Source organism: Sphingomonas melonis DAPP-PG 224 (assembly GCF_000379045.1).
Classification (GTDB): Bacteria; Pseudomonadota; Alphaproteobacteria; order Sphingomonadales; family Sphingomonadaceae; genus Sphingomonas; species Sphingomonas aquatilis.
The window spans coordinates 3,644,235-3,657,010 of sequence record NZ_KB900605.1 but is presented as its reverse complement, the minus strand read 5'-3'; the positions used below and the strand labels follow the sequence as shown (position 1 = coordinate 3,657,010).

The 12,776-nt window shown below is 69.2% G+C and carries 10 protein-coding genes; 6 read left to right on the top strand and 4 right to left on the bottom strand.

What is annotated here, in order from left to right; translation table 11 throughout:
* Positions 1–35: 35 nt before the first annotated feature.
* The 3 genes from yghU to SPHME3_RS0117605 are packed head-to-tail and all read right to left on the bottom strand — an operon-like array spanning position 36 to position 3,319.
* Positions 36–926, bottom strand: coding sequence for a glutathione-dependent disulfide-bond oxidoreductase (yghU, locus tag SPHME3_RS0117615; protein ID WP_017978042.1), 891 nt, complete (start codon positions 924–926; stop codon positions 36–38).
* Between the two features lie 55 nt (positions 927–981).
* Positions 982–2,109, bottom strand: a complete 1,128-nt coding sequence (locus SPHME3_RS0117610; protein WP_020486416.1) for a sensor histidine kinase — start codon at positions 2,107–2,109, stop codon at positions 982–984.
* Complete coding sequence (locus SPHME3_RS0117605; protein WP_018251119.1) at positions 2,099–3,319, bottom strand: sigma-54-dependent transcriptional regulator; 1,221 nt, start codon at positions 3,317–3,319, stop codon at positions 2,099–2,101. The genes SPHME3_RS0117610 and SPHME3_RS0117605 overlap by 11 nt, the downstream gene beginning before the upstream one ends.
* A 126-nt stretch (positions 3,320–3,445) precedes the next feature.
* Here SPHME3_RS0117605 and SPHME3_RS0117600 point away from each other — a divergent pair, with 126 nt between their 5' ends.
* The 6 genes from SPHME3_RS0117600 (at position 3,446) to SPHME3_RS0117575 (ending at position 11,614) form a co-directional block, all read left to right on the top strand.
* Positions 3,446–4,741 carry an efflux RND transporter periplasmic adaptor subunit gene (locus SPHME3_RS0117600; protein ID WP_231291990.1) on the top strand — a complete coding sequence of 432 codons (1,296 nt, stop codon included), beginning with the start codon at positions 3,446–3,448 and terminating at the stop codon, positions 4,739–4,741.
* 11 nt (positions 4,742–4,752) lie between these two features.
* On the top strand, positions 4,753–5,430 hold the full coding sequence (locus tag SPHME3_RS0117595) for an ABC transporter ATP-binding protein (RefSeq protein WP_024310477.1): 678 nt from the start codon (positions 4,753–4,755) through the stop codon (positions 5,428–5,430).
* A gap of 11 nt (positions 5,431–5,441) precedes the next feature.
* Positions 5,442–7,862: an FtsX-like permease family protein gene (locus SPHME3_RS0117590; protein ID WP_017978047.1), complete on the top strand. Its 2,421-nt coding sequence runs from the start codon at positions 5,442–5,444 to the stop codon at positions 7,860–7,862.
* Entirely contained in the window at positions 7,855–9,102 is a 1,248-nt protein-coding gene (locus SPHME3_RS0117585) for a TolC family outer membrane protein (RefSeq protein ID WP_017978048.1), read from the top strand. Before SPHME3_RS0117590 ends, SPHME3_RS0117585 begins: the two co-directional genes overlap by 8 nt.
* A 92-nt stretch (positions 9,103–9,194) precedes the next feature.
* Positions 9,195–10,520 carry an MFS transporter gene (locus tag SPHME3_RS0117580; protein ID WP_020486417.1) on the top strand — a complete coding sequence of 442 codons (1,326 nt, stop codon included), beginning with the start codon at positions 9,195–9,197 and terminating at the stop codon, positions 10,518–10,520.
* Complete coding sequence (locus SPHME3_RS0117575; RefSeq protein ID WP_020486418.1) at positions 10,517–11,614, top strand: glycoside hydrolase family 68 protein; 1,098 nt, start codon at positions 10,517–10,519, stop codon at positions 11,612–11,614. Before SPHME3_RS0117580 ends, SPHME3_RS0117575 begins: the two co-directional genes overlap by 4 nt.
* Positions 11,615–11,621: 7 nt before the next feature.
* Here SPHME3_RS0117575 and SPHME3_RS0117570 read toward each other — a convergent pair whose 3' ends face one another.
* Positions 11,622–12,683: a LacI family DNA-binding transcriptional regulator gene (locus SPHME3_RS0117570; protein WP_017978051.1), complete on the bottom strand. Its 1,062-nt coding sequence runs from the start codon at positions 12,681–12,683 to the stop codon at positions 11,622–11,624.
* Positions 12,684–12,776 lie beyond the last annotated feature (93 nt).

Below are 12,776 nucleotides of genomic sequence, written 5' to 3'. Positions count from 1 at the left end.
CGAAGGGTGAGGGTGATGTCAGCTGGTCCGGGATGTCACGCGGCCTCGTGCCCTTCCGCCAGCGCACGGTCGACATCCGCCGCGCTGTGGCGTTCGGCGAGGAAGGTGCCGGGCGCGCCGGTCAGGCGGTTGACGATGCGGCCGCGGCGGACGCCTTCGCGTGCGGCGATCGTATCGGTCCAGCGGCGGACGTTCGGATAGTCCTCGACCGACAGGAACTTTTGCGCACTGTAAATGCCGTCCATCAGCCCGCCATACCACGGCCAGGCCGCGATATCGGCGATCGTATAGTCGTCGCCCGCGAGGAATGCGTTGTCGGCTAGCCGCGTGTCGAGCACGTGCAGCTGGCGCTTGGCCTCCATCGCATAGCGGTCGATCGCATATTCGATGCGGAAGGGCGCGTAGGCGTAGAAATGGCCGAAGCCGCCGCCAACGAAGGGCGCCGAGCCCATCTGCCACATCAGCCAGTTGAGCGTTTCGACCCGCGCAGGGCCGGAGGCGGGAAGGAACGCGCCGAAGCTTTCGGCGAGGTGGATCAGGATCGATCCGCTTTCGAACAGGTGCAGCGGCGGATCGCTGCGGCGGTCGAGCAGCGCCGGGATTTTCGAATTGGGATTGATCGCGACGAAGCCGCTGCCGAACTGGTCGCCCTTGCCGATCTCGATCGGCCAGGCGTCGTACTCCGCGCCCGCATGGCCGGCGGCGAGCAGCTCTTCGAGCATGATCGTCACCTTCTGCCCGTTGGGGGTGCCCAACGAATAGAGTTGCAGGCCATGGTCACCGGTGGGGAGGTCACGCTGCTGCGTCGCGCCGGAGATGGGGCGGTTGATGCTGGCGAACTGGCCGCCGTTGCCCGGGTTCCACGTCCATACCTCGGGTGGGACGTAGCCGGCGGGCTGGTTGTTGGCACTGGTGTCATCGGCCATCGATCGGGTTCCTCATGGGTCGGGCGCTGAACGCGCGAACGGGGGTTTGGCGCCGTCAGGGGATCGTGAGGCGGAAACGGGTCGGCGCATCGGAGGCTAGCGTTAACGTACCGCCGTGCGCCAGCGCGATCTGCCGCGCGAGGCTGAGGCCCACGCCGGTGCCGTCCGCCTTGGTGGTATGAAAGGGGCGGAAGATGCGGGCGACGGCGTCTGCGGGAACGCCGGCGCCATTGTCCTCTATCTCGATGGCCAGCGCGTCGCTTGCCGCGATGCGTAGTGCCACCTCCGCCCCGGCGGCGTGCGCCGTGGTGGCCGCTTCGGCGGCGTTCTGCAACAGCGCCCAGACCGCCTGCACGATCTGGTCGCGATCGAGCGTCCAGGCGTCGGCATCTGCCGTCACCGACAATGCGACGGCGGGCCAGCGCGTGGCGAACAGGCGCGCGAGATCGTCCGCCAGTTCACCCACCGGCACCGCACGCCGCGTGGGTTCCGGCAGGCGGGCGATGGCGCGATAGGCTTCGGTGAAGCGCTGCAACCCCTCCGAGCGGCGCGCGAGCGTGTCGAGGATCTCGCGCAGCAAGGCCACATCGACCTCGGGCCGCGCGACCGCGACGGCGCCGCTTTCGGCGAGCGAGGCGATGGGGGCGAGGCCGTTGAGCAATTCGTGCCCAAGCACCTGGATCATCTCGGCACTGGCGCGTGCTTCGGCGGCGCGCTCCTCCTGCTCGATGTCGATCAGCGCGGCGACGTCCTGCCCGTGGGCGACGCGCACGCGGTCGATCCGCCAGCCGCGGCCTTCGTGGCGCAGATGGGTGGCGGTGGCATCGGTCAGCGCCGGCGGCACGGGAAGGATACGGTCGTCGGTCGCGAACAGGCGGCGCGCGGCGCGGTTGAGCGCGCGCGCGGCGGTCGCGTCGATCGCCAGCAGCGGCGTCGGCGCGGCGTCGAGCAGCAGGCGCAGGACCAGCCCGTCGGCGTCGTCGGTCCGTGCCGGGTCCGGTCGAACTACGTCGCGCGGGCGCGCCACGAGCCACCAGTTGAGCGCGGCGAGCCACAGCGCAACCAGCGCTGCGCCAGCGCCCAGGCCCCAGGTGCCCTGCTGCCAAGCGAGCGCCGCGACGATGCCCGCCACGACCAGTCCGAGGCTGAGGGCGATGGGCGAGGGGCCGCGCCTAGAGACCATAGCGCGCCATCCGCCGATACAGCGCGCCGCGGCTGAGGCCGAGCGCCGTCGCCGCCTGCGTGACATTGTGGCGATGTTCGCGCAGTGCCGCCTCGATCATCGCGCGCTCCGCATCGCTAAGCGCGAAGTTCGCCTCTGGCGCGGTAGGGACCGCATTGTCCGCGATCGGGGCGGCGGGTGCGATAAGCGCGGCATCGAGGATGCCATCGTCCGACAGCAGCACCGCGCGTTCGATCGCCAGCGCGAGGCCGCGGACCTCGTCCGGCCAGACGGCGCTGCGGATCGCCGTAATCGCGGCGTCGGTGAAGCGGACCGGCGGCCGTACGAACCGCTCGGCGGCAAGGCGCGCGAAATGGCGGGCGAGCAGCACCGCATCGTCGTCGCGCGCGCCGAGCGGCGGCATCGCCACCTCCACCGTCGCCAGCCGGCGTTGCAGGGCGGGCGACAGCGCCGTGACGCTGGACGCGATCGCGATGCAGCGGATTCCGGCGGGCAGCCGTTGGGCAAGCCGATCCTGTGCGAACGCGTCCAGCCCGTCCGGGTGGCGCAGGATCGCGGTGCCTTCGCCCGTATCGAACAAGGCCCAGGCGGCGGGATCGCGCAGGTCGATCGTGACCGGCGCCCGCGTGGCCCATGGCGAGGCGGCGTGGATTGCCAGCGCGGCGAGCGTTCGGCCGCTTCCGGCGGGCCCTGTGATGGTGACGCCCGCGGGGGTCGGCGCGATGCGGCGGATCAGCGCGCGCACACGCTCCATCGTCGCGCTGTCGCCGAGCAGGCGGGCGGGTTCGGCTCCCGCGGACTGCGGCGATGCCGGCGCCGCTGCCGCCCCGCGCAGGATCGCCCCCTCGACGCGGGCGAGCAGGTCCGCGTTGCGCCACGGCTTCATCGCGAAATCGCGCGCGCCGGCCTGCATCGCCGCGACCGCGATGCGGATGCCGCTGTGCGCGGTGAGCACGATGACGCAGGCGGCTGGGTCGTCCGCCATGATCCGGGCGAGGCAGGCGAGACCCTGTTCGCCGCTCGATTCCCCCGGCGTAAAGTTGAGATCGAGCAAAATCGCGTCGTAGCGCTGCGTCGCGAGGCGGGACATCGCCTCTTCCGGCCCCTTCGCGCCGTCCAGCCGGTGGCCGGCCATGCGAAAGGCGATGTCCATCGCGCCGAACACCGCCGGATTGTCGTCGATCAGCAGAATCGTCCGTCCGGTTGACACGCCGTCCGACCGTCCATTTCCGGACAGTGCGTCCGCTTGCGAACGGTCACCGTCCGGTGCTTGAGGTAAAAGTACAGTATTCATAACGGTTTAGGCTTTTCGGCTGTTCGCGGCGACACTGGCGCCATGATGACCGAACCGTCCGAACACGCAACTGCTTCCCCCGGTACGTCGCCGGGCGCCGCCATGGACCGCCGCGTCGATCGGCCCGCACGCGCCTGGTGGCGCCGCCGCGGTGCGGTTGCCGTCTGCCTCGCCCTGATCGCTGCGATCGCGCTGTGGCGGATCATGCCGGCGAGCGGATCGACCGACGTCGCCGCCACGGACATCGACACCGACACGGTCGAACGCGCGCCCTTCGCCGATTACCTGCCCGTCCGGGCGACCGTGGCGCCGCGCGTTACCACGCTGGTCGGCGTGCTGTCGGGCGGGCAGGTCGAGAAACTGCTGGTCCAGGACGGCGCGATGGTGGCGGAGGGGCAGCCGCTCGCGACCCTCGCCAACCCGACGCTGAAGCTCGACGTGCTGACCCGCGAGGCGCAGATCGCCAGCCAGCTGGGCGGCCTCGCCGGCGAAAACCTCGGCATCGCGCGCAACCGCCTCGATCGCGCAGGACAGATCGCACAGGCGAACTACGACCTCATCAAGGCGCGCCGCGACCTCGGCATCCGCCAGCAGCTGCACGACAAGGGCTTCGTGTCCGATGCCGGCGTGAAGAGCTATGCCGAAGAAGCAGCGTATCAGGAAAAGCGGCTGGCGCAGCTGCAATCGGGCGGCGCGGCGGAGGCGCGGATCACCACCACGCAGGGGGCACGGCTCGACGACACGCGCACGCGGCTGGAGCGCAATCTTGCCGCGGTGCGATCGGGGCTCGACGCGCTGACGGTCCGCGCGCCCGCTGGTGGCCGGCTGACCAACTTCACGCTGCAGCCCGGGCAGACGCTGAAGCCCGGCGACCCCGCGGGGCAGGTCGACAGCGAAGGCTCGTGGAAGCTAGAGGCGGATGTCGACGAATATTACCTCGGCCGCGTCGCGGTCGGTCAGCGCGCCACCGCGAACGGCATGGCGCTGACCGTGTCGAAGGTGCTGCCGGCGGTGAAGGACGGCCGCTTCCGCGTCGAATTGACGTTCGACCGCGCGCCGACCGCCAGGCTGAACCGCGGCCAGACGATTGATATGCGTATCACGCTCGGTAGCACCGCACCCGCCCTCGTCGCGCCGGTCGGCGGCTGGCTGGAATCGGGTGGCGGTTCGTCCGCCTTCGTCCTCGACGCCGATGGCCGCCATGCCCGCCGTCGCACCATCAAGACTGGCCGCCGCAACCCCGAACAGGTCGAGATCCTGTCCGGCCTGCAACCCGGCGAACGCATCGTCACCAGCAACACGTCGTCCGTGAAGGGCGACATCCTCAACATCCGTTGAAAGGGCCCTTCGTGATCCGTCTCGAAAACATCCAGCGCCGCTACGTTTCCGACGAGGTGGAAACCACCGCGCTCGCCGACATCGATCTGCACGTCGCTGCGGGGGAGTTCCTCGCCATCATGGGGCCGTCGGGCTGCGGCAAGTCGACGCTGCTCAACACCTTGGGCACGGTCGATCGGCCGACGGGCGGTCGCTACCTGTTCGGCGATCGCGACCTTGCCGCGCTGGACGAGGCGGAACTGGCGAAGTTCCGCGGTTCGACCCTCGGCTTCGTGTTCCAGAGCTTCAACCTGATCGACGAGCTGACGATCGAAGAGAATATCGCGCTCGGCCTCGCCTATCGGAAGGATGCGGGGGACCGGAAGGCACGCGTCGCCGCGGCGATGGACAAGGTCGGCATCGCCCACCGTGCGCGCCACTTCCCGCACCAATTGTCGGGCGGCCAGCAGCAGCGCGCCGCCATCGCCCGTGCGATCGTCGGCGATCCCAAGCTGATCCTGGCGGACGAACCGACCGGCAACCTCGATACCGCCAACGGCGAACAGGTGATGGGAATCCTGTCTGCGCTCAACGCCGAGGGCGCGACGATCGTGATGGTGACGCACTCGCCCAGCCACGCCGACATGGCGAAGCGCCGCATCGACATGCTCGACGGTCGCATCGTCGCCAGCGCCATGCGCGCGATCTGAGGGGGGACGCCATGAACCGCTTCGCGCTTTTGTCGCTGTACCGCTCGCTGACCCGGCACAAGCTCTACGCCGCGCTCAACATCGGCGGCCTTGCCGTGGGCATCGCCGTATTCCTGGTGCTGGGCCTGTACGTCCGGTTCGAGACGAGCTTCGAAAAATGGCTGCCGAATCATGACAAGATCTATCTGGTCGAAACCGTCTGGAACATGAAGGGCAGTGAATATAACGGCCCGACGCCCGAGACGATGGGCGGGCTGCTCGATGAATTGAAGGGCGATTTCCCAGAAGTCGTTGGCACCCGCTTCGACGGCGGCAAGAATGGCGGCAGCGTGCTGCGCAACGGCGTCGCGACGCCTGAGGACGTGGCGCAGGTCGATCCCTCCTTCTTCGACGTCTTCGACATTCCGATGGTGAAGGGGGACGGGCGGCAGGGTATCGCCTCGCCGACCGGCTTGCTCATCAGCGAAAGCCTGGCACGCAAATATTTCGGGACCACCGACCCCGTCGGTCAGATGATGACGATCGCCACCGGTCGCGGCACGCCAAAGCAATATCAGGTCAAGGGCATCTTCCACGACCTTCCCGCGGCGACCGAACGGCAATTCACGATGCTGGTCCAATTGCCGAAGACGGGGCGTCCCGAGCAATGGACGCACTGGGGCAGCACGTCGCTGTCGACCTATCTCCGCTTCGACACACCGGCGGCTGCGCAGGCGTTCGAACACAAGATGCCGGCGTTCGTCGAGCGGCATGGCGTGCGCGACATGGGGCCGAAGCCGTCGGAATCGATAGGCCTTGCGATGTATCCGCTGGCCAGGGTGCATCTGACCAACGATATCGGCGACGGGCAGCGCCAGACGGTGGTGACGCTGGGCATCGTCGGCGTGCTGACGCTGCTGATCGCGCTGGTCAATTACGTCAATCTCGCCACGGCGCGCGCGGGGCTGCGCGCGCGGGAGGTCGCGATGCGTAAAGTGCTGGGGGGCAGTCGCAGCGCGCTCGTTCGCCAGTTCCTGGGCGAAGCCGTGCTGACCGTCGCGGTGGCGGCGCTGGGTGGATTGATCCTGGCCGAGCTGGGGCTGCCGCTGGTCAATGCGGCGGGGGGCCTGTCGTTGACGATTCCCTATCAGATCGTGGTGCCGGCGCTGGTCGTACTGGCGATCGTCACCGGCATCGCGGCGGGCTTCTACCCTGCGGTGATGCTGGCACGCTTTCCGACGGCGGCGGTGCTGGCGTCGTCACGAGCGCCGGGCGGCGGCCGGGCGGGGACGCGGACGCGCGAGGCGCTGGTCGTTTTCCAATTCGGCCTCGCCATCGCCTTCATGATCGGCACTGCGGTGCTGGTCGCACAGACGCGCTATGTGCGCACCGCCGATATCGGGTTCCGGCGCGACGGCCTGCTGGTGATCCCGTCGCTGTCGAGTGCCCAGATCAGTCCGGGCCAGGCCAATGCCATCGTCGCCGCGATCCGCGCGCTGCCGATGGTCAAGGCGGTCGGCCTTTCCAACTTCGCCGTGGGCGGCAGCGGCAGCATGAGCAGCGACAACGTTCCGATCCCGGGGCGGCCGGGAGACGGCCCGATGCTCAACTGGGTCGATGTCGGCCCCGACTTTTTCAAGGCGCATGGCGTCGGCGCGGTGGCGGGGCGGCTGTTCGATAACGCGCATCGCATGGACGACAACAGTCAGCGACCATCCGGGGCGGCCAAGAACATCATCATCACGATGAAGGCGGTCGGTACGCTGGGTTTCCGTTCGGCGGATGAGGCCATCGGGAAGACGGTCGGCGGCGACCGTCCGCGTACGATCATCGGGGTCGTTCCCGATATGCGCTTCCGATCGCCTCGCACGCCGACCGTGGCGACCTATTATTACTACACGACCAAGGCGCCGTCGTTCGTGACCGTCGCGAGCGTGCGGGTGGCAGGCGATCCGCGTGTCGCGCTGGCGGAGGTGAAGGCGATCTGGCAGCGGATGGCGCCGCAGGTGCCGTTCGGCGGCAAGAGCGCGGATGACCGGCTCGATGACTTCTACAAGGCCGACGAGCAGGCGACGCGGCTGTTTGCGATCGGCGCAGGGCTGGCGGTGGTGATCGGTTGCGTCGGTCTGTGGGGGCTTGCCTCGTTCAACACCGCGCGGCGGATCAAGGAGATCGGGATCCGCAAGACGCTGGGTGCGTCGTCGGGCGATATCGTGAAGCTGCTGGTCGGGCAGTTCCTGCGGCCGGTGCTGATCGCCAACCTCGTCGCCTGGCCGATCGCGTTCTTCGCGATGCGGACGTGGCTGGCAGGGTTCGTGGATCGGATCAGCCTGTCGCCGCTGTTCTTCCTGGGGGCGACCGTGCTCGCCGTCGTGATCGCCGTGCTGACCGTGCTGGGGCAGGCGTTGAAGGCGAGCCGGGCCGCGCCGGCCTGGGCGCTGCGCCATGACTAAGCGCCTCGCCGCCATCGCGCTGCTGCTGAGTGCCGCGCCCGCCTCTGCCGAAACGCTGCGCGAGGCGATCGCGGCGGCCTATGCCACCAACCCGCAGCTCGCGGCGGCGCGGGCGCGGCAGGAGGCGCTGGCGGAGACGCCTGCACAGGCGCGGGCGCTCGGGCGGCCCACGCTGTCGGCCAACGGAAGCGCGGGGTATGACCGGCTTGGCTATGGCAGCTCCGGCAATGCGTCGGTCGCGGCCGACCTGCCGATCTGGACCGGCGGGCGGGTGCGCGCGGCGGTCCGGGCGGCGCGCGAGGATGTCGCCGCGGGCGCGGAGGGGCTGCGCGATACCGAGGCGGCAATTCTACAGGGCGTCGTGCTCGCTTATGCCGATCTGCTCTATAATCAGCAGGCGGTGGAGGTGGCGCGCGTCGGCATCGAACGGCTCGACCGGCAGGTGGAGGAGGCGCGTTCCCGCTTCAACCTGGGGCAGGGGACGCGCACCGACGTCGCGCAGCTGGAGGCGCAGCGCGCGACGGTCGTCGCCAATCTCGCCGATGCGGAAGGCGCGCTGGCCACCGCCGCCGCAGCCTATCGCGCCGCGGTGGGGCAGGATGCCGGTGCCTTGGTCGCCGACGTGCCGCCGCCCGCCGCGCTGCCCGTCGATCGCGCCCAGGCCCGCGCGGCGGCGGAGGCGTCGAACCCCCTGCTGCTTCAGCAGCGCCGCGTCGTCGCAGGGTCGGCCGCGCGGATCGATGCGGCCCGTGCAGAGGGCGCGCCATCGCTGGACCTGACGGGCGGTTACGGCCGCGGCCTGATCGTTGGCGATGGCCGGACGCGGGGGTATGACGCCGCCGCCTCCGCCGGGCTCAGCCTGCGCATACCGTTGTTGACCGGCGGCCTCGTGCCCTCGCGCATCCGCCAGGCCCAGGCGACCAACCGCGCCGAACGCTTTCAGGCCGACGCGACGCAGCGCGAAACCGTCCGCAGCGTCGATGCGGCCTGGGCGACGTTGAGTGCGGCGCAGGCACGGCTGCGCGCAAACGTCGATGGTCTTGCCGCCGCCGACCTCGCGCTGAAGGGCGTGCGTGCCGAATATGCCGTCGGCCTGCGCACGACGATCGACATTCTCGTCGCCGACCAGAGCTATCGCAGCGCGCAGCTGGCGGTCGCGTCGGCGCGGGCGGACGTGCTGGTGGCGCAGGCGGCGCTGCTGCGCGCGACGGGGCGGCTGGATGGCCGGGCCTACGGATAGGTTCATGCAATCGATTGTTGTATTGATCGGCGCAAACCGCTATCGCTGACCCGATGACGCTGCGACGATGGCGTCCGTCAGGGAGAGGCGCCATGCGTATGCCGGAGATGAAGCCGCGACTGTCGGTGCCGCGTATCCTCGAGATGAACCTGGGGTTCCTGGGGCTGCAGTTCAGTTTCGGGCTGCAACAGGGCAATATGGCGCCGATCTACAGCTATCTCGGCGCGTCGGAGGCGTCGCTGCCGCTGCTGCAACTGGCGGGGCCGATGACCGGGCTGCTCGTCCAGCCGCTGATCGGCGCGCTGAGCGACCGGACGGATACGCGCTGGGGCCGGCGGACGCCCTATTTCCTGGTCGGTGCGCTGATGTGCGCGATCGGGCTGTTCTGCATGCCGCTGAGCAGTTCGATCCTGATGGCGGTGTCGCTGCTGTGGATCCTGGATGCCGGCAACAACATCACGATGGAGCCGTATCGCGCTTATGTCTCCGATCGGCTCGATCCCAGCCAGCACCAGATCGGCTTCCTGACGCAATCGGCGTTCACCGGCCTTGCGCAGATGCTCGCCTTCCTGACGCCGTCGCTGCTGGTGTGGGCGGGGATGAACCAGGATTGGGTGGACGCGCACAACATCCCCTATACCGCGCGCATCGCCTTCATGGTCGGCGCGGTGCTGTCGCTGACGACGATCGTCTATTCGGTGCGGCGCGTGCCCGAACTGCCGCTGTCGCTCGCCGAGCGCGCGCGGATCGCGGCGGCGCCCAAAGGACTGGGGGCGGCGCTGCGCGAGATCGGCACCGCGATCGTCCAGATGCCGCTGGCCATGCGCAAGCTGGCGCTGATGAGCCTGTTCCAATGGTATGCGATGATGGCCTATTGGGCCTATGTCATCTACGCGATCGGCCGGTCGGTCTATGGCACAGCCGACGCGACCTCCAGCGGCTTCCATTCCGCGGTGCTGACCAACGGCGTGATGGCGGCATGGTATAACGGCATCGCCTGTCTTGCGGCCTTTGCGATGGTGCCGCTCGCCCGCCGGATCGGTGCGGCACGGCTGCATGGCGCCTGCCTGGTGCTGGCGGGCGCGGGGATGATGGCGCTGCCGCATGTCACGACCGCGGCGATGCTGTTCGTGCCCGCGATCGGCATCGGCATCGGCTGGGCGAGCATGATGGGCAATCCCTACGTCATCCTCGCCGGTGCGATCCCGCCCGAACGGACGGGCGTGTACATGGGCATTTTCAACATGATGATCGTCATTCCGATGCTGATCTTCTCCGCGACGATGCCGCTGATCTACGGCCCGTGGCTGGGGAGCGATCCGCGCAACGTGCTGACATTGTGCGGCGTGCTGATGGTCTGCGCGGCGGCGGCGGTCGTCTGGGTCCGCGAGCGCCCCGCCGTGGAGGCACGGGCGTGAGCGTGTGGCGGCGCGAGGATGCTGCGCGGGCGGTGGCGGAGGCGGCGGCGCGGCTGCCGGTGATGCTGGCGAAGGACGTGGTGGCGATCGATCCGACGCGCGACCTGTGGGACATGTGGCCGATCGCGCGTCGCGACGGCACGACCGCGACGATCGACGGGCGGCACTATTGGTTCTTCCTCGCCGTGCCGCACGCGCCCGATCCCGAGGCGCGGCACGATGTCGCGCGCATCCGCCTGTATAGCGTCGGCGCGGACGGCTGGCGCGATCATGGTGATGCCTTTCCCGATGGCTTCACACCGGGCACGCGCGAATGGTCGGGCAGCGCCTGGCTCGCCGATGACGACGTGACGCTGACGATGCACTTCACTGCGGCGGGTGTGCGCGGCGGCGGCCCGCGCTTCACGCAGCGTTTGTTCGAAACCACCGGCCGTCTGGTCGACGGCCGCGTTACCGACTGGAGCGCGCCGGTCGAGACGGTGCGCGCCGACGGCCATTGGTATGCGCCGGCCGAACAGGACGCCGCGATCGACGACCGGATCAAGGGATTCCGCGATCCGGGTTATTTCCTCGACCCCGTGACGGGACGCGAACACCTGCTGTTCACCGGCTCTGCGGCGGGTGCAACCGACGTGCATGACGGCGTCGTCGGCCTCGCCACCCGCGACGGCTTCGGCTGGGCAATCGAGGCGCCGCTGGTCGACGCGACCGGCGTCAACAACGAGCTGGAACGCCCGCATATCGTGGTGCGCGACGGCCTGTATTATCTGTTCTGGTCGACGCAGGCGAAGCGCTTCGCCCCCGGCATCGGCGCGCCGACCGGCCTGTACGGCATGGTCGCCGATCGCCTGTCCGGCCCATGGCGCCCGCTCAACGGCAGCGGCCTCGTCGCCGCCAATCCGATCGAGGAACCGACACAGGCCTATTGCTGGTGGGTGACGGGCGAGGGGGATGTCATCAGCTTCGTCGATTATTGGGGTCTCGACGGTGTGCCGCGCGGCAGCGACGCCGCCTTCCGCCGCGCGCATTTCGGCGGGACCGCTGCGCCCTTCTTTCGATTGGAATTGAAGGGCGATAGCGCGCGGATCGCCTGACCTCTCGTCAGGCGCTGTCGCGCGCGACCAGTACCGGCTCCATCACCAGTGACGGGCGATCCTCGCCCGCGATGCGCGCAAACAGCGCATCGACCATCGCCTCCGCGCCGCGTGGCAAATCCTGCCGCACCGTCGTCAGCCCGATGCGCGCCTGTGCGGCGAAGGGCAGATCGTCGAAGCCGGTAACGGCGATCCGCTGCGGCACGGCCATTCCGCGCCGATCGAGCACCGCGATCGTCTGCATCGCGATCACGTCGGAGGCGGCGGCGATGCCGTCGATCGCATCGCCCGCGCGGTCGAGATTCGCGGCGATTTCCGCGGCCATGATGTCGGAGGCGAGATGCGTGTCGAGCTGCAACGGCGGCGGCAGGCCGGCGGCCTCCGCGGCGATGCACAGGCCGCGGTGGCGATCGATCAGCTCCAGCGTCCGCACCTCGCCCATGAAGGCGAGCCGGCGACAGCCGCGGGCGATCAGCCGCTCGCCGACCAGTCGGCCGCCCGCGACATTGTCGACGCCGATCGCGCAATGCGCCTGGCCCGGCACGGTACTGCCCCACACGACCAACGGGCGATAGCGGCGCGCGACCTCTTCGATCACCGCAAACTGGTCCGACTGGCCAATCAGCAGCACGCCGTCGAGCGTTCCCGACCGGACGATATCGTCCAGCCAGTCGTCGCTGTCGGGTACGACGCGCGACAGCAGTACGTCATAGCCGCGGGCGGTGATGCCGTCGGCGAGATGGCCGAGCAGCGTCATGAAGAACGGGTCGGACAGATGCTGGCGCCGTTCATGGCCCAGCGGCACCGCGATGCCGATCACACCGGTGCGCTGCGTGCGCAGCCGGCGCGCCATCAGATTGGGGCGAAACCCATGTTCGGCGGCGATCGCGGCGATGCGCTGGCGCGTCTGTTCGTTGACCAGCGGGCTGTTGGCGAGCGCGCGGGATACCGTGCCGGGATTGACGCCGGCCAGCCGGGCGATGTCCTTCAGGGTGCGGATCGGGCGCTCAGCCGTGGTCATGGTGACGGCATAGGTCGCGCCGCGGCGGAAATGAAGATGCCACCGCATCTTGCGCCCGAGCGCCCGCCCGGAAATCGCCTTTGACCACAGCCGTCAAATAGTATCATATGATGAAAAGCTGTCCTATATTTGAGAGGGTGC